Origin of the sequence: Rhodococcus sp. HNM0563 (assembly GCF_012726195.1) — a bacterium.
Lineage (GTDB): Bacteria > Actinomycetota > Actinomycetes > Mycobacteriales > Mycobacteriaceae > Rhodococcus.
In genome coordinates this window covers 598,215-614,904 of record NZ_JAASAF010000001.1, presented here as the reverse complement: position 1 = coordinate 614,904, position 16,690 = coordinate 598,215, and the positions used below count along the sequence as shown (strand labels likewise).

The 16,690-nt window shown below is 65.6% G+C and carries 13 protein-coding genes and 1 pseudogene; 1 reads left to right on the top strand and 13 read right to left on the bottom strand.

Annotated features, from left to right (window positions below; genetic code table 11):
* Window positions 1–10 precede the first annotated feature (10 nt).
* From dnaE to lspA, 9 genes and pseudogenes are all read right to left on the bottom strand, one after another.
* Window positions 11–3,550, bottom strand: coding sequence for a DNA polymerase III subunit alpha (dnaE, locus tag HCA61_RS02950; RefSeq protein ID WP_169686460.1), 3,540 nt, complete (start codon window positions 3,548–3,550; stop codon window positions 11–13).
* Between the two features lie 102 nt (window positions 3,551–3,652).
* The gene (gene rarD / locus HCA61_RS02945) at window positions 3,653–4,573 is read right to left on the bottom strand and encodes an EamA family transporter RarD (RefSeq protein WP_346777470.1); all 921 of its coding nucleotides are present in this window, start codon (window positions 4,571–4,573) and stop codon (window positions 3,653–3,655) included.
* A 163-nt stretch (window positions 4,574–4,736) separates the two neighbouring features.
* Entirely contained in the window at window positions 4,737–5,393 is a 657-nt protein-coding gene (locus HCA61_RS02940; protein ID WP_169686456.1) for an ankyrin repeat domain-containing protein, read from the bottom strand.
* Window positions 5,390–5,974 (bottom strand): annotated as a pseudogene (locus HCA61_RS02935) (anti-phage BREX system Lon protease BrxL). The gene HCA61_RS02940 and the pseudogene HCA61_RS02935 overlap by 4 nt, the downstream one beginning before the upstream one ends.
* The gene (locus HCA61_RS02930; RefSeq protein ID WP_169686454.1) at window positions 5,971–6,750 is read right to left on the bottom strand and encodes a nucleotidyl transferase AbiEii/AbiGii toxin family protein; all 780 of its coding nucleotides are present in this window, start codon (window positions 6,748–6,750) and stop codon (window positions 5,971–5,973) included. Before HCA61_RS02930 ends, HCA61_RS02935 begins: the two are co-directional and overlap by 4 nt.
* Window positions 6,747–7,391: a type IV toxin-antitoxin system AbiEi family antitoxin gene (locus tag HCA61_RS02925; RefSeq protein WP_169686452.1), complete on the bottom strand. Its 645-nt coding sequence runs from the start codon at window positions 7,389–7,391 to the stop codon at window positions 6,747–6,749. The genes HCA61_RS02930 and HCA61_RS02925 overlap by 4 nt, the downstream gene beginning before the upstream one ends.
* Before the next feature lie 145 nt (window positions 7,392–7,536).
* The gene (locus tag HCA61_RS02920; protein ID WP_169686450.1) at window positions 7,537–8,175 is read right to left on the bottom strand and encodes a hypothetical protein; all 639 of its coding nucleotides are present in this window, start codon (window positions 8,173–8,175) and stop codon (window positions 7,537–7,539) included.
* Window positions 8,176–8,178: 3 nt separating this feature from the next.
* Complete coding sequence (locus HCA61_RS02915; protein WP_206039500.1) at window positions 8,179–9,087, bottom strand: RluA family pseudouridine synthase; 909 nt, start codon at window positions 9,085–9,087, stop codon at window positions 8,179–8,181.
* A gap of 14 nt (window positions 9,088–9,101) precedes the next feature.
* A complete protein-coding gene (gene lspA, locus HCA61_RS02910; protein WP_169686446.1) occupies window positions 9,102–9,758 on the bottom strand; it encodes a signal peptidase II in 657 nt (218 codons plus the stop codon).
* Window positions 9,759–9,823: 65 nt separating this feature from the next.
* Between lspA and HCA61_RS02905 the strand changes: the two genes are divergently transcribed.
* The gene (locus HCA61_RS02905) at window positions 9,824–10,798 is read left to right on the top strand and encodes a hypothetical protein (protein WP_346777469.1); all 975 of its coding nucleotides are present in this window, start codon (window positions 9,824–9,826) and stop codon (window positions 10,796–10,798) included.
* Window positions 10,799–10,878: 80 nt separating this feature from the next.
* Here HCA61_RS02905 and HCA61_RS02900 read toward each other — a convergent pair whose 3' ends face one another.
* The 4 genes from HCA61_RS02900 to HCA61_RS02885 form a co-directional block, all read right to left on the bottom strand.
* Window positions 10,879–11,379 (bottom strand): hypothetical protein, encoded by a 501-nt coding sequence (locus HCA61_RS02900; RefSeq protein ID WP_169686444.1) that lies wholly within the window; start codon window positions 11,377–11,379, stop codon window positions 10,879–10,881.
* A gap of 142 nt (window positions 11,380–11,521) precedes the next feature.
* Window positions 11,522–12,859 (bottom strand): DNA polymerase IV, encoded by a 1,338-nt coding sequence (locus HCA61_RS02895; protein WP_169686442.1) that lies wholly within the window; start codon window positions 12,857–12,859, stop codon window positions 11,522–11,524.
* Window positions 12,860–12,966: 107 nt separating this feature from the next.
* Complete coding sequence (gene ileS / locus HCA61_RS02890) at window positions 12,967–16,113, bottom strand: isoleucine--tRNA ligase (protein WP_169686439.1); 3,147 nt, start codon at window positions 16,111–16,113, stop codon at window positions 12,967–12,969.
* Between the two features lie 313 nt (window positions 16,114–16,426).
* Window positions 16,427–16,669 carry a hypothetical protein gene (locus HCA61_RS02885; protein WP_169685500.1) on the bottom strand — a complete coding sequence of 81 codons (243 nt, stop codon included), beginning with the start codon at window positions 16,667–16,669 and terminating at the stop codon, window positions 16,427–16,429.
* Window positions 16,670–16,690: the final 21 nt, after the last annotated feature.

Here is a 16,690-nt window from a genome sequence, read left to right as displayed (position 1 = left end):
GCCCGCGACCTCAGGTCGCGAGACATCCCGGTCCGAGCAGTGCCTTGAGGTCGCCCATCAATGCCGACGACGGTTCCACGCGCAGACTCTCGTCGAGCTTGAGCAGAGTCACCTTGCTGCCTGTGATCAGCCGGACGTGGACGTCCGCGGTGCCGGGGTGCCTGGTCAGTACATTCCTGAGCGCTCCGACCTTGTCGGGAGTGCACAACCGGGTCGGCATCGCCACCGACACCGGTTTGGCCACACCCACCTGGGAAAGATCCGGCACCGCGAGATCATTGGCGATCAACGAAATGCGGTCGTCACGGATCGACACGCGTGCTTTGACGAGCACGACCGAGTCCTCGACGACATCCATGCCGTACACCGCGTACGACTGGGGGAAGAAGAGGACCTCGATCCCACCGGTGAGATCCTCGAGCTGTGCGGACGCCCACGCAAGACCGTTCTTGTTGATACGGCGGTTCACGGAGGCGAGAATTCCGCCCACCGTGACCTGAGTGCCGTCCTTGAGACCGCCCTCGAGGATCGCCGGGATCTGTGTGTCGGCCTGAGAGGCGAGCACGTGCTCGACACCGTTGAGCGGGTGGCCGGACACGTAGAGTCCGAGCATCTCCCGCTCGAGCGCGAGAAGGTGCTTGCTGTCCCACTCCTCGTCGGGGATCCGGACGTTGAACACCGACGCAACCGATTCGTCGGCGTCCGCACCACCGAACAGATCGAACTGTCCGATGGCCTCGGCCTTCTTGGTGCTCATCACGGCATCGATGGCGTCGGCATGCACGAGCATGAGGCCCTTGCGGGGATGTTTCAGCGAGTCGAATCCGCCCGCCTTGATGAGCGATTCGGTGACCTTCTTGGTGCACGCGACCGTGTCGATCTTGCCCAGGTAGTCGGAGAAGTCGACGTACCGACCCTTCTCCTCGCGCCCCCTGACGATGGACGCCACGACATTCGTACCGACGTTGCGGACCGCGCCGAGCCCGAACCGGATGTCCTCACCGACCGAGGTGAAGTTGGTGTGCGACTCGTTGACGTCCGGCGGCAGCACCGTGATGCCCATCTTGCGGCAGTCGGACAGATACACAGCAGCTTTGTCCTTGTCGTCACCCACAGACGTCAGGAGTCCCGCCATGTACTCACCGGGGTAGTTCGCCTTGAGGTACGCCGTCCAGAAGGATACGAGGCCGTAACCGGCCGCATGGGACTTGTTGAACGCGTAGCCGGCGAACGGGAGGATGGTGTCCCACAGCGCCTTGATCGCGTCTTTGCCGTATCCGTTGGCGAGCATGCCCGCTTCGAAACCGTCGAACTCCGCGGCGAGCACTTCGGCCTTCTTCTTACCCATGGCGCGACGCAGAATGTCTGCGCGTCCGAGAGAGTAACCGGCAACCTTCTGAGCGATCTGCATGATCTGCTCCTGGTAGACGATCAGACCGTAGGTGTCCGCGAGGATCTCCTTCAGGGGCTCTTCGAGCTCCGGGTGGATCGGCTTGACTTCCTGCCGTCCGTTCTTGCGGTCCGCATAGTCGTTGTGCGCGTTCATACCCATCGGACCCGGGCGATACAACGCGAGCACTGCCACGATGTCTTCGAAACCCGTCGGTTGCATGCGCCGCAGGAGGTCGCGCATGGCGCTACCGTCGAGCTGGAACACCCCGAGGGTGTCGCCGCGCGCAAGCAGTTCGTAGGTCGCAGGATCTTCGAGCGGCAACGTGTCGAGATCGAGTTCGATCCCGCGGTTGTCCCGAATGTTGTCGATCGCATCACCGATGACGGTGAGGTTGCGCAGCCCCAGAAAGTCCATCTTGAGCAGGCCGATGGCTTCGCACGACGGGTAATCCCAGCCGGTGATGATCGCACCGTCCTGCGCGCGCTTCCACAGTGGGATCGCATCCATCAGCGGCTCGGACGACATGATCACCGCGCACGCGTGCACACCCGCGTTGCGGATCAGACCTTCGAGTCCCTTGGCGGTCTGATAGATCTTCGCGATGTCCGGGTTCGAGTCGATGAGCGATCGGACTTCGACGGCTTCCTTGTACCGCTCGTGCGACGGGTCGGTGATGCCGGAGACCGAGATGTCCTTGGCCATGATCGGCGGAGGAAGCGCCTTGGTGATCTGGTCGGCGATGGCAAAGCCCGGCTGGCCGAACTGGACGCGTGCTGCGTCCTTGATCGCGGCCTTGGTCTTGATGGTGCCGAAGGTGATGACCTGCGCGACCTTGTCGCTGCCCCACTTCTCGGTGGCGTAGCGCACCATCTCGCCGCGACGACGATCATCGAAGTCGATATCGATATCGGGCATCGACACGCGCTCAGGATTGAGGAATCGCTCGAACAGCAGACCGTGCGGAATGGGGTCGATATTGGTGATACCCATGGCGTACGCGACGAGCGATCCTGCCGCTGAGCCTCGACCGGGGCCGACTCGGATCCCGACTTCCTTGGCGTGGTTGATCAGGTCACCGACGACGAGGAAGTAGGCGGGGAACCCCATCTCGTTGATGACACTGATCTCGTATTCGGCGCGCCGCAGGTACTCCTCGGGGACAGGCCCGTGCGGGAACCGGCGGTCGAGGCCGCGCATGACTTCCTTGTGCAGCCAGCTGGCCTGCGTCTCTCCCTCCGGAACCGGGAAGATCGGCATCCGATCGCGGTGCTCCCACACCTCCTTGTAGGACTGCACCCTCTCGCCGATCAGCACGGTGTTGTCGCATGCACCGGGAACCTGGCTGTCCCAGAGTTCGCGCATCTCCTGCGCGGACTTGAGGTAGTACCCGTCACCGTCGAACTTGAAGCGGGTGGGATCCGAGAGGGTCTTACCGGTCTGGATGCACAGCAGAGCTTCGTGGTTCTCCGCAGCGTCCTTCGTCACGTAGTGGCAGTCGTTGGTCGCCAACGGCGGGATCCCGAGCTTGTTGCTGATCTCGAGAAGCCCTTCCCGGACACGGCGCTCGATCGACAGGCCGTGGTCCATCAATTCGAGGAAGAAGTTGTCCTTGCCCCAGATCTCCTGCCATTTCGCGGCGGCTTCGAGGGCTTCGCGATCGTGCCCGAGACGCAGGCGCGTCTGGATCTCACCGGACGGGCAGCCGGTGGTCGCGATGATCCCCTCGTGGTGCTGCGCGATGAGCTCTTCGTCCATGCGGGCCCACTTGCCGAGCTGCCCCTCGATCGACGCGAGCGAAGAGAGCTTGAACAGGTTGCGCAGGCCGGTCGCGTTCTCTGCGACCATCGTCATGTGCGTGTAAGCGCCCGAGCCCGATACGTCGTCGGACTTCTGGCTGGGGTCGCCCCACTTCACGCGTTTGGTGGAGAACCGCGACTCGGGTGCGACATAGGCCTCGATCCCGATGATCGGTTTGATGCCCGCCTTCGTCGCGGAGTTGTAGAACTCACTCGCGCCGTACATGTTGCCGTGGTCGGTCATGCCGACCGCCGTCATCTCGAGCCGTTGGGCCTCGGCGAACAACGGCCCGAGCTTGGCCGCGCCGTCGAGCATCGAGTACTCGGTGTGATTGTGCAGATGAACGAACGAGTCAGCCACGCGTGCCTCTCCCGGAAAGTCTGTGGGCAACGACGAGTCTAGGCGCTCGGCACGACGCAATCGGACAGGCACACCGGTGTCCGACGGCACACGGTGCTACGGCTACTCCACACTCATCGCCGTCGCGCGGAGGCCGCGCTCACGCCGCACCCGGATCAGCGCGTCGGTGCTGAACACCACCAGCGCCGCCCATATCAATGCGAATCCGATCCACCGTGACGCCGGCATGTCCTCGTGCAGGACGAGGACACCCCATGCCATCTGCAGACTGGGTGTGAGGTACTGCAGCATGCCCATCGTCGCGAGTGGCACCCGATGCGCCGCAGCCCCGAACAGCAACAACGGCACCGCAGTCACCAGACCCGCCGACATCAGCAACAGCGAATGCCCGATGCCGTACCCGACAAAGGTTCCGGAACCGGTGACGCCGAGAAAGACGAGATAGGCCACTGCGAAGGGCATCGCTACGACGCCTTCGCCTGCCAGAGACGTCCGCGGGTCGAGAGGCACGATCTTCTTGATCACGCCGTAGGACGCGAACGAGAACGCCAGGATCAGCGCGAGGAACGGGGGGCGCCCGTAATCGACGGTGATCACGACCACTGCGACGGCAGCGGCGATCAGTGCCACGATCTGCGCGGGCCGGAGCCGCTCGCGGAAGAACAACACACCGAACACGACACTCACGAGCGGGTTGATGAAGTATCCGAGTGCGGCTTGGATGACCTGACCGGAGACCACCGCGTAGATATAGACACCCCAGTTGACGGCGATCGCCGTCGAGGCTGCCGCAACGAGCGCCCAGGTCCGCGCTCCGAGATGACGCAGGCCGGACAGACGACCGAGAATCGCGAGCAGAATCAGCATCAGGACGAGCGTCCACACCACGCGATGGGCGAGGATCTCCACCGCCCCCGCGGGCGCGAGCAACCCAAAGAAGGCGGGGAACAGGCCCCAACTCAGGTAGGCGCCGATTCCGCACAGAACTCCGGTCGCCGGCAGAGGACGTGCGAACGCTGACACCGACCAACCGTACGGCGTGGGCAGCAGAAGGACCGCTCGGACCTCCGGGTATGCCTCCATCCCCCGGAGGGAAGGAAGGCGTTCTCCGTCAGCACCTCTCGATGACTGGCCCTGACAACCGCCCGTCGGCGACGATACGTCCGCTGCAGCAAGGCCCTCCAGATCAGGGCCCTTCACTCACCAGTTCACTTCCCGCCGACGTGATTTCGTAGTACCTCGATCCGCCCATGCGAGAGGAGGCGATCGCCACGAGGTTCGCCGCCACGCCGTCCTCCTCCAGACGGTAGAAGAAGCCGCCGTACATGCCCGGCACCTGGAAGAAGATGTCGTCTCGGCCCACCTCCAGCAACGGCTGAAGCTCGGGTAGCCGCAGCGGGTACCGCTCGATCAGCGCCGCCTCCTGACTGCGAATCATCGCGTGCAGGTACTGTTGGATCTTCATCAGCACACCGTGCGGAACGATGCGTACGAGCCGCGGCGCGAGCGCTGCCGCCGCCTTGTCGTGGCCGCGTCCGACTGCGACGTCGACTGCCCGCTCGCCACGAGCGTTCTCCAGGGTGCGCCAGGCGCCTCGGGTTACGAGGTCCTTGATCACCTCGGTCGGCGCGTTACTGTACGCAGCCTGGTGAAGGGGCGCGAAGAGCGACGCTCCACCTGGCCTCGAGGTGTTCACCAGTTGCGGAGATTCGTCCAACAACTCCATGACAGCACTCCAGTCGCATCGTTTCGCAGCGTCGGCGAGCGCATGTCGCGTGCGAAGCACGTCAGGGGGCAACAGGGCTTCGGCCGGCTGGGCCAGGCCATCCCAGGTCAACGTCATCTCCGGGGTTCCTCCTTCAGGTAGGTGAGTGTGCATGCCTTGGTCCGGCGACGATCCTGACGGCGACTCCTGATGTCGGACAGGCCGATGAGCTGTGCCTTCTTCCGGTCGTCCCGCTCGGTCTCCTGAGCGGGACAGACGTGCACGACGACGGTCTCCTCTGCCGGTTTGGCCCCGGTGCGGTCGTCGATGGGCACCGCTTTGAGGCCGAGGTTGGAGAAGGCCGCGGTGTGGATGTCCTTCTTGTCGTTGAGGACGACGGAAACCTTGTCGATTACGCGGTGACGGCCACGATCACGGATCGTCGACTTCACCAGTTCGGCTTCGCCGCGATGCACTCAGTGCTGGAACAGGATGTTGCGCACGCTCTCGATGCCGGCGTCGATCGTCGCTTCGTCGTCGGTGGCGCAGTACTGGGCGAGGAGAAACTCGAGGACATACCCGGGGACGACAGCGTTGCCCCGGACGCAACCGACGAGATCCTTCCGGACGACGAGGCCGGGGAACTGCGTGTCGGCCTTGGTGTCGAGCGCGGTGAGGCGGGGCTGCTCGGCTGCGGGGTCGTAGGCGGTATCGGTCACCGTTCTCCATCTTCCTGCATGGTGTCGAGCTGGGTCACGCGCGCCCAGGATTCGCGAACAATCGCCGTGGCCGCTCGGGCGGTCACGTCCAGTCGGGTCTGGCCCGCCAGTTGAGCTGTCCAGTCGGCCTCGTCTGGCGGAGTCGCGAACAGTTCGCGGGTGGGAAGCCTGTTCGTCGGCCCGTGTCGCGCGTACAGCACGGCGGCGTCGCCGTCGATTGCGCCGAGTGCTGCCAGCGACCACAGGTCCCAGAGGTCCCGGGATGCGCGTCGGTGGTGCCAGGTCGTGGTCTTCGACGCGACGAAAGCCGGGAGTGTCGGCACCCACAGCTGCGCGTGAGCAGCGTCGCCGTAGCGTTGTTCGATGCTGCGCAGTTCAGCAGGCCAGACTGTCCGGTCCTTCGACGACAGCAGTTGCACCTTCACCGACAGGCCGCCGTCGGTTCGGAGGAACGCAGGTTCTGTGTCTCGCACCTCGCTCAGCGCGGGCTCCCAACTCAATCGCCCGTGGGTTCGCGAAACAGCCCGCGGAAGCACCGAGTCGATGTCCGTCGCCAGTGTGGTGCGATTGCCGAGAGCGACCAGGTCGATGTCCTCGCTGAGGCGACCGTTCACCAGGTGGGTGCGGGCGAGCGCGGTGCCGCCGATGAAGTGGAGTCGATCCGCGAAAGGCGCGGAGAGCGCGGCGAGCAGGTGTGAGACCAGGTGGTCACGTGCCACCTGCTCCGGTGACACACCGAACCTGACTGCGACAGCGTCGCGTTCGTCCAGGTTCACGGCGTCTCCGCCCACATCTCGACACGCCGTAGGCTGGCCCCCATCCGCTGCTGCTGTGCCAGTTCTTCGAGTCGGTCGCGATCACTGCGACGGTAGAGCGTCGCAATAGCGGCGGGGATCTCTGTTTCCGAATTGCCGAGGAGTGGCCGTCGCGAAAGGTCGAGCACGGTCTGTTCGGGTGTGGTGACCAGAACGGGCCCGAGCGCGGTGTCGAGGCGTTCCGCGTCGAGCCCGTCCGTGTCGCGTTGAACGAAGCGAAGCGTGGCGGGGCGGTCGGCCAGGTCGATCGGCCGGTGCCGGTACGGGACGGCGACGATCGCGGTGGCGAGTGCTCGCGGGATGGCGCCGTGTAGCCGGGCGGCGCTGACCCCCATCGCCACCACATTGTCGGCCCCGTAGATCGTCGATGCGATCCCCGCAGCAACCGCTTCGAGACCCGGCAGCCATGCCCTTCCGACCTGATCCTGTGGGACGACGATGTAGTAGCCGTGGGCGACGCGATGCAGGACGCCTCGGTCGGCGAGCCGGGCCAGTTCAGGGCGGGGGTGGGCGTACACCTCGGTGGCGTCCCGTGGGCGGATGGTGCGCAGGGCAGTCCGTGCCAGCGCGGCCGGCAGTGGCGTTCCACGCGTCTGCTCCATCTCACCCCTTCAGTACGCATTCCGTAGGCCCCCACCCTACGAAATGCGTACTAAAAGGGCAATCACAGCGGATCGAAGAAGCCGCCGAATCCACGCTGCAGCGACGCGGTGGTGTGGCGGTACTCGGTGCGTGCCACGACAGGTGTCAGGGTTCCCCGTCGTCCGGGCCCGGCGCCACGACCTCCACGTGTTCGGGCAGCAGCGGTCTCACCGAGAACCTGCCTGCCACCGCGTCCGACGGCAACGCGTCCACAGCCCGCACCGCCGGATCGTCCGCAACCTCCCGCAGTTGCTCGCCTGTGCCCCGGACGACGAGTCCCACCACACAGGCGCACCCGCTCGCGAGCCGCTCCGCGGACACCTCGGCGACCCGGGCGGCACGGCCCGTCCCCTCGGCGGGGCCGCGCAAGCGACCTGCCGCCACACCCGGAGCCCGTCGCAGCGCCTCCGGGTGCGCCGACACCGCCACGGTGACGAGCGGGGTCTGCACCCGGTCAATCGGCACCCGGAACAGAACCTGGCCCACACGCACATTGCCGGGCAGCTCGGCAACTGCGGCGACATCCAGCGGTTCGACGAACGACACGAGTGCCCAGCTCGGGTCCTGTCCGAGTTCGGCCAGAGTCGACTCGGCGCGGCGCAGGTAGTCCGCGACCGGCTCGCCGCTGTCGGGGCCGAGCGCGTCGGTGCGCACCGACGCCGGACGGACCGGATTGAGCACACCGGCGAGGAGCACCGCGAGCACCAATGCGGCCGTCGCCGACCATGACACGATCCGGGCCATGGCTCAGGCGTTGCGCAATACGTCGAGTGCGTTCTCGAGGTCGGCCGGGTATTTGCTGGTGATCTCGACCCAGTTCCCGCGGGTCGGATGTGCGAATCCGAGGGAGCGTGCGTGCAGCCACTGGCGTTCCAACCCGAGACGAGCCGCGAGACGCGGATCGGCACCGTAGGTGAGGTCTCCGCAACACGGGTGCCGTAGAGCGGAGAAGTGCACACGGATCTGGTGGGTGCGGCCGGTCTCGAGGTGGATGTCGAGCAGGCTCGCCGCTTGGAACGCTTCGACGGTGTCGTAGTGCGTGATGCTGGGCTTGCCGTCCGCCGTGACCGTGAACTTCCAGTCGCTGCCGCGGTGCCGCCCGATCGGGGCATCGATGGTGCCGCTGCTCGGATCAGGGTGGCCCTGCACGAGTGCGTGATACCGCTTGTCGATGGTGCGCTGCTTGAAAGCTCGCTTGAGCACGGTGTACGCCCGCTCGGAGGTCGCGACGACCATGACGCCCGAGGTGCCGACGTCGAGCCGGTGCACGATGCCCTGCCGTTCGTGTGCACCCGAGGTCGAGATGCGGAAGCCAGCGGCGGCCAGACCACCGATGACCGTCGGACCCGTCCAGCCGACACTCGCATGCGCGGCCACACCGACCGGCTTGTCGACCGCGACGATGTCGTCGTCGGAGTAGAGGATCTCCATACCCTCGACGGGCTTCGCGTCGATGGTCAACGGCCGTGGCGGCTCGGGCAGGACGACCTCGAGCCACGATCCCGCCGAGAGTCGATCCGATTTGCCCATCGGCGCACCGTCCATGATCACGGAGCCTTCTTCGGTGAGCGCAGCGACCGCCGTGCGGGACAAGCCGAGCAGGCGGGCCAGTCCGGCATCGACCCGCATCGCGTCGAGTCCGTCCGGTACGGGCATGGCCCGGGTTTCCCTCACTGACGTTCTTCCTTTCCGGTGGATTCCGATTCGCTGTCCCCTGTGCTGTCCGGTACGGCGGCGTCTGCCGGTGTCGCTGTTTCCCCGGAGTTCGCACGTGTTCCGTCGGGCTCGACGCCGAACACCGTCAACGCGACGAGCAGGATCGCGCCGCACACGATCGCCGAATCGGCGACGTTGAACACGGGCCACCATCCGACCGACACGAAGTCGACGACATGCCCCTGCAGCGGCCCGGGAGAGCGGAACAGCCGATCGGTGAGATTTCCGAGCGCACCGCCGAGCACCAACCCCAACCCCAGTGCCCACCACCGCGAGCGCAGCGTCCGGCCGATCTTGATCACACCGATGACGACACCGATCGCCACCAGCGTGAGCACCCATGTCATGCCGGTCGCCATCGAGAACGCGGCACCGGGGTTGCGGATCAGCGTCAATGTCACGGTGTCGCCGATGACGGAGATGGGATCGGACGGGTCGATGTAGTGGACCGCGGCGATCTTCGTGATCAGATCGGCCACGTAGATCACCGCTGCCAGGACGAGCAGATTGCGCAGCCGCCTCGGTCCCGCCTGCGCTTTCGCCGGGGGATCCGGTGCGGGCGGTTCCGGCGTATCGGACGCAGGATCGGGCCGGGAAGCTTCGTCACTCACTCCGCCATCATCCCCTACCCAGCCGAGGGAGCGGCCACCGCGCCCGTCGTGGCTACCCTGGTGACGTGCCTGTGCTGTCGAGATTCGCCTATACGAGGCCGTGCGCCTTCGCTGCCGTCCTGTCGCTCACCGCGCTCGTCACGGGATGCGGGGATTCGCCTGATGGCACTCCCGCCGTGACCGCCGCGTCCGCGACCGAGGTGACGGTGCCCGTGTCCGCTGTGACCGCGACAGTGCTCGATGCGGGAGCCGAGCCCCGCGAGATTGTGCGGTTGACGCCCGCAACCGGCACCGAACAGAGTGTGATTCTGACCACACGCTCCGAGGTGCACCAGCAGATCGGCGATCAAGCGGCACAGGACTTCTCCACCCCTGAACTGACGACACCGTTGTCCGCGACAGTCACCGAGTCGGTGACCGAGGGAGCACCCGGCACCGTGGTCGACCTGATACTCGGAAATGTCAGTACTCCCGACCCCCACCTCGAGACATCCCTCACCGAGGTGCAGGGCTCCGGAGCCGGGCTGACGATGGGCCCCAACGGTGCGGTCAGTGCGCTGCGACTCGAACCGGGGACCGCGGTACCCAACGTGGCGCGCTCAGCACTCGAACAGGCCTTCTACCAAGCGGTCTACCGGATGGTGGCGTTCCCCGACGAGGCGATCGGTGTAGGCGCGGTGTGGGAGAGCCACCAACAGGTGATGAGCGCGGGAATCACGATCGATCAGGTCGGCACGGCCACTCTCGTCTCTCGCGACGACGACCGGATTCGCGTCGATGTCCGCGTCGAACAGATTCCGCAGGAGTCGACCTGGATGTTGCCCAACGGGCAAGGGCAGCTGTCCGTCGAGGAGTACACGATGGCGGGCAGCGGAACGATGACGATCGACCCGAATAAGCCACTGCCCGTTCAGGGCGACTTCACGGTGAGCGGCGATCAGACCTATCTCGACCCGAATGGCGAAACTCGGTTGTCGCAGTCCCAGGTGGACCGGGTCGGCTGGCATACTCCCGAATCCTGGGCCGGCACGAACAACTAGCCGACGAGACGGCGGTGGCCGACGCGGATCTCCGCGTCGGCCACCGCCGTCATCTCACGAAGTGAGGTCGCGCTCAGGAATTACGGGCACGCAGGCGTCTGCAGGGCCGCCAGCGACACGATCGCGCACGCGTTGTCCTGCGACAGCTTCCAGTAGCCGTCCTCGGCAACGAACATGACCGTGCCGGTGGAGACCTGATCGCCGATGGCGGTCTCGATACCCGCGGTCGCGGTGCCGTCCTCGTTGTCGTTGATATCGATGATGGTGACCTTCGCACCGGCCTGCTGCGCGGCCGCCGCGACCTGGTCGATCAGGGTCGGATCGAGCTCTGCACCCTGCACGAGGTTCTGCTTCTCCTCGGCCGGAATACTGCCGTCGAAGGCCTGGTCGAGCATGGTCTGCAGTTCCTCGACGGTGGGCACCGGCGGGTAGTCCGACGCAGCGGCCTCCGACGTCGTGGTCTCTACTGTCGAGTTTGCCGCGGTCGTCTCGGTCGAGCCTCCGTCATCCGAGCTGCAGGCAGTCATCGTGAGGGCGGCGGCGAGCGCCACCGTAGCGACGGTGATCTTGCGAAGCTTCAAAATTCTCGTCCTTCTCGTTCTCGAACGAACACGACCTTCGTGCTCGGTCATCCAGCGACGGATGCGTCCACCGCGACAGGCGGGTCGTCCGCAAGAGTACCCGGCGGTATCGAGAGATCCATGAGGGCAGCTGGAACACGTATCACTGCAGGCTCGAGAGTGGATCGGCGTGGTCCAGCAACGGATCTGCCTCGTCCAACGTCCGTGCAGGTCCCGGGCCGGTGGACCTCGTCTCGAACCGAATCGTGACGACACCGTGGCCCGACCCTTGTACCCAGCCGTGTCCGAAGTCCGGATGCCGGACGTCGGCTCCGGGCCTCCATCGCCGGTCCGGCGCCTGCGCCGGCTCGGACACACCGTCGCCGACCGGGTCGGCTCGCGACGGTTCCGATTCGAGCGCATCGAGTTCCGGAAAGAGTGAATCCTGCGCAATTGCAGACAGCCCGGCGAACCCGACGCCGACAAGCCTGATCGGCCCGATCTCGAGTGGGTCGAGAGCGAGACGTTGCGCCGCGGCTGTGAGTACCTGCACGTCTTCCGTGGGATAGGGCAACGTCGTCGACCTGGTGAGAATCGACATGTCGGACTTACGCAGTTTGAGGACGACGGTCCGCGCGGCGCGCCCGTCCTTGCGTAGCCGCTCGTGCGCAGCGGTCGCACTGGTGGTCACCGCGCGCCGCAGGTACGGCAACGCGACGATGTCTGTCGCATAGGTGGTTTCGGCACTGACCTGTTTCGCCTCGGCGCGTTCGACCACGGGCCGGTCGTCGAGACCGTTTGCCAGCCTGTGCAGGCCAGGGCCGATCGTTGTACCGAGAATGGACGCGACCTCGGTGACAGGAAGTGCCGCAAGGTGGCCGATGGTGTCGATCCCCAGCTTGCGTAGCCGTTCCTCTGCGACCGGCCCGATACCCCACAGACTGCGCACAGGAAGGCCGTGCAGCAACGCGAGTTCTTTCTCCGGGCGCACAACGAGCAGTCCGTCCGGTTTGGCGAGCCCGGACCCGATCTTCGCGATCTGTTTCCCCGACCCCGCACCGATGGACGCGACGAGACCGGTCTTCTGCAGCACCTCTGCCCGCAGTTCCGTACAGAAGCGGTCGGCTTCCTCGGCGGAGGCACCGGCCAATTCCGCGGGTTCGGCGAACGCCTCGTCGAGCGAGAGCGTCTCGAGCACAGGCACTCGGGAACGGAGCGTGTCGAACACCGCGGTGCTCAGCTCCCGATACACGACCCCCCGGGGCGGCAGCACCACTACGCCCGCCCCGACGAGCCTGCGTGCGCGACTCATCGGCATCGCCGAACGCGCACCGAATTGGCGCGCTTCGTAACTCGCGCCCGCTACCACCCCGCGCGCCCCGAGACCACCGACCAGTACCGGCCGACCCCGAAGAGTCGGCCGGGTGAGCTGCTCGGCGGACGCGAAGAAGGCGTCGAGGTCCACGTGGAGGACCCAGCGCCGGTTCGCGGCGGTGGTCATCTCCCCAGGTTAGAGGGCTACGCCAACACGCTCGTTGCCGGGCGTTCGAACGCGCGAGCGGGATGCTGAGGCACGGTCGCCGCACCGGCGAGCGAAAGCGCGCGCTGCTACGCCTTGACGATGGACACGCGCACACCTTCTCCGAGTTCGATCGGATCGGTCTCTGCTGCGACCAGCTCGAACGTCGTTGCGAGGATCTCACCGGCGATCAGATCACGGTGGCGGGCCGCCCACTCGGCGCGGTCCGCAGAGACCTCGAACTGCACGGAGATACGATCCGAGATGTCCAGTCCGAGGTTGCGTCGCGCATCCTGCAGTTCGCGGATGCGGTCCTTCGCCCACCCCTCGGCCTCGAGTTCCTCGGTGACCGCGGCGTCGAGCACCACAAGTCCGGCACCGCCGGGCAATGCTGCGGTCGACTCGGGTTCGGCGGCCACGAGCCGTGTGGTGAACTCCTCCGGCAGCAGCGTGATGCCCGCTGCGGTGACAGTGCCGTCGGCGTTCTCGCTCCAGTCTCCGGATTTGACGGCCTTGATCACTCGCTGGACGTCCTTGCCGAGTCTCGGACCTGCCGCGCGGGCGTTGACGACGACCTCGAACCTGCCATGCGATTCGACGTCGTCGGTGAGGACGACGTCCTTGACGTTGACCTCGTCCTTGATCAGATCGACGAACGGCTCCAACGCTGCCGCAACGGCACTGGCGACGGTGACCTGCGGCAGCGGCAGCCGCACCCGAAGCTGCTGGGCCTTGCGCAGCGACAGCACCGTCGAGCACACCGCTCGCACGTCGTCCATCGCCGATACGAGCTCGGGATCGGCTGGGAGCTCATCCACAGCAGGCCAGTCGGCCAGATGTACGGAGCGTCCACCGGTCAGGCCACGCCAGATCACCTCGGTCGCCAGCGGCAACAGCGGCGCCGCGAGCCTGGTGACCACTTCGAGCACCGTATGCAGTGTGTCGATCGCATCGGCGTCCTCGTCCCAGAACCGTGACCGCGACCGCCGCACGTACCAGTTGGTCAGTGCGTCGCAGAAGGTCCGCACCTCGTCGCACGCGCCCGCGATGTCGATCACCTCGAGTGCCTCGGTCACGGCCTCGCGGGTCTCGGCGAGTTTCGCCAGGATGTACCGATCGAGCACATGGGTGGAGTCGGTGCGCCACGTGCCGGACTTCGGTGCGTACAACTGCAGGAAGCTCCACGCGTTCCACAGCGGCAGCAGTGCCTGCCGCACCCCCTCGCGGATCCCCTGTTCGGTGACGACGAGGTTGCCGCCGCGCAGGATCGGCGACGACATGAGGAACCAGCGCATGGCGTCCGAGCCGTCGCGCGCGAACACCTCGTTGACGTCCGGATAGTTGCCCTTCGACTTGCTCATCTTGAGCCCGTCCTCTCCGAGGACGATACCGTGTGCAGCAACACATTTGAACGCCGGACGATCGAACAACGCGGTCGCGAGGACATGCAGCGTGTAGAACCAGCCGCGGGTCTGCCCGTTGTACTCGACGATGAAATCGCCGGGGTAATGCGAGTCGAACCAGTCCTGGTTCTCGAACGGGTAGTGCACCTGCGCGAACGGCATCGAACCCGACTCGAACCAGCAGTCGAGAACTTCCGGCACGCGACGCATCGTCGACTTCCCGCTCGGATCGTCCGGGTTGGGTCGCGTGAGCTGGTCGATCATCGGGCGGTGCAGATCGTCCGGGCGCACACCGAAGTCGCGCTCGAGCTCGTCGAGCGAACCGTAGACGTCGATCCGGGGGTACTCGGGATCGTCGGAGACCCACGCGGGGATGGGGCTACCCCAGTAGCGGTTGCGGCTGATGTTCCAGTCGCGGGCACCTTCGAGCCATTTACCGAACTGACCGTCGCGGATGTGTTCGGGGACCCACGTGATCTCCTGATTCAGCTCGACCATGCGATCGCGGAAGCGGGTGACGGCCACGAACCACGACGGCACGGCCATGTAGATCAACGGTTGACCCGAGCGCCACGAGTGCGGGTAGGAGTGCTCGATCGTCTCGTGCCGCAACAGTTTTCCGGCGGCCTTGAGATCCTTGATGATGACCGGGTTCGCGTCGAAGACCTGCAGGCCCTCGTAGGGCGGCACCATCGAGGTGAACTTGCCACCCGGGTCGAGCGGCTGTACCAGTTCGATACCGTTGCGCTGGCAGTACTCCATGTCCTCCTCACCGAACGCCGGTGCGAGATGGACGATTCCGGTGCCGGACTCGGTGGTCACATAATCCGCGGCGATCACCTGGTGGGCGTTCTCCCGGCCGACGAAGAAGTCGAACGGAGGCTCGTACGCGAGGCCCACGAGGTCACTTCCGGCGTATTCGGCCAGCACCTCGGGTTCGTCGCCCAGCTCGCGCGCGTAGTGGCCCAGTCGATCCTTCGCCAGCAGGTATGTCTTCGCATCGACGCCCTCGCCCGCACGAACCGAGACGTAGGTGATCTCGGGGTGAACCGCGACCGCCAGGTTCGACGGCAATGTCCACGGCGTCGTGGTCCAGATCAGGGCATTGGCACCGTCCAGCTCGGTGCCCGGTGCGCGCAGCACCATGTCGACGGTGACCGCCGGATCCTGCCTCATCTTGTACGCATCGTCGAGCCGGGTCTCCTGGTTCGACAGCGGTGTCTGCTCGTACCAGCTGTACGGCAGCACACGGAAACCCTGGTAGATCAGCCCCTTGTCGTACAACGATTTGAACGCCCACATGACCGACTCCATGAAGTCCAGGTCGAGCGTCTTGTAGTCGTTGTCGAAGTCCACCCAGCGGGCCTGCCTGGTGACATAGTCGCGCCACTCGCCCGTGTAACGCAGCACCGACTGCTTGCAGTACGCGTTGAACTCGGCCAGGCCCATCGTGTCGATCTCGGACTTGTCCTTGATACCGAGTTGCTTCTCGGCCTCCAGCTCGGCCGGCAACCCGTGGGTGTCCCATCCGAATCGCCGGTCGACCTTCTTGCCGAGCATCGTCTGGAAGCGCGGAACGACGTCCTTGACGTAACCCGTGAGCAGATGTCCGTAGTGCGGGAGTCCATTCGCGAAAGGCGGGCCGTCGTAGAAGACGAATTCCTCGGCACCGTCGCGATTGGCGATGGATGCCTTGAAGGTGTCGTCCTCGGCCCAGCGCGCGAGGACCCGTTCCTCGAGGTCGGGGAAGTCGACGCCGGTGTCCCTGGCGACGCCGTAGTCGACCTTCGGATACCCGCCGGTCGGTGCAGTGGAATTGACGTTCTCGGTCACCGCGTAACTCCTCCGTGCCTCACATTCTCGGCACGGGGACGATCACGGCGCATTCTGCGCGGTCACCGCGGTACCACCCCGCTTGCACATCGCGGAAGTATCCGCGATGTGCCACTTCATTGGGCTGTCACGGGCCCTACCCGTTCGGTTCTACTGAGCGCCTCGCGAATACATGTGCATTCGCGCGGTGCCGTTCTTCCGAAGGCTCCCCGGTGATAGCCGGATCGACACCATCCCGCACCCGCGGGAACCAGCAACACGGGTACTGACCTCTACCGCACAGTACCTGTGGAGCCATTGTAGGCAGTGCCCGTCATTCTCGTGAATCCTGCTGGTCATCGCCTCGAGTGCGGCGCGCACTCGGTGTGGCACGCTGCCTGGCGACCTCCCCGCGAGTCGGGGTTTCCCGCGACGTGAGGGAACTGCCGAGCAAGAGCACCGCGCCCACGACACACACCGCGATGCAGCCCCAGGCCCACGCGATGGATCCGGTCATCAAGGCGATGACGAGAAGACCGAATCCGATCGCGGCGAGAACCAACGTCACGACGAGCACGACACCTCCTCAACCGAGGTG

Excerpts from the sequence above, each read along its gene's own strand:
- HCA61_RS02940 (WP_169686456.1), bottom strand. The coding sequence starts at position 5,393 with ATGACGTTGACCTGGGATGGCCTGGCCCAGCCGGCCGAAGCCCTGTTG.
- HCA61_RS02925 (WP_169686452.1), bottom strand. The coding sequence starts at position 7,391 with ATGGAGCAGACGCGTGGAACGCCACTGCCGGCCGCGCTGGCACGGACT.
- HCA61_RS02920 (WP_169686450.1), bottom strand. The coding sequence starts at position 8,175 with ATGGCCCGGATCGTGTCATGGTCGGCGACGGCCGCATTGGTGCTCGCG.
- HCA61_RS02915 (WP_206039500.1), bottom strand. The coding sequence starts at position 9,087 with ATGCCCGTACCGGACGGACTCGACGCGATGCGGGTCGATGCCGGACTG.
- HCA61_RS02895 (WP_169686442.1), bottom strand. The coding sequence starts at position 12,859 with ATGACCACCGCCGCGAACCGGCGCTGGGTCCTCCACGTGGACCTCGAC.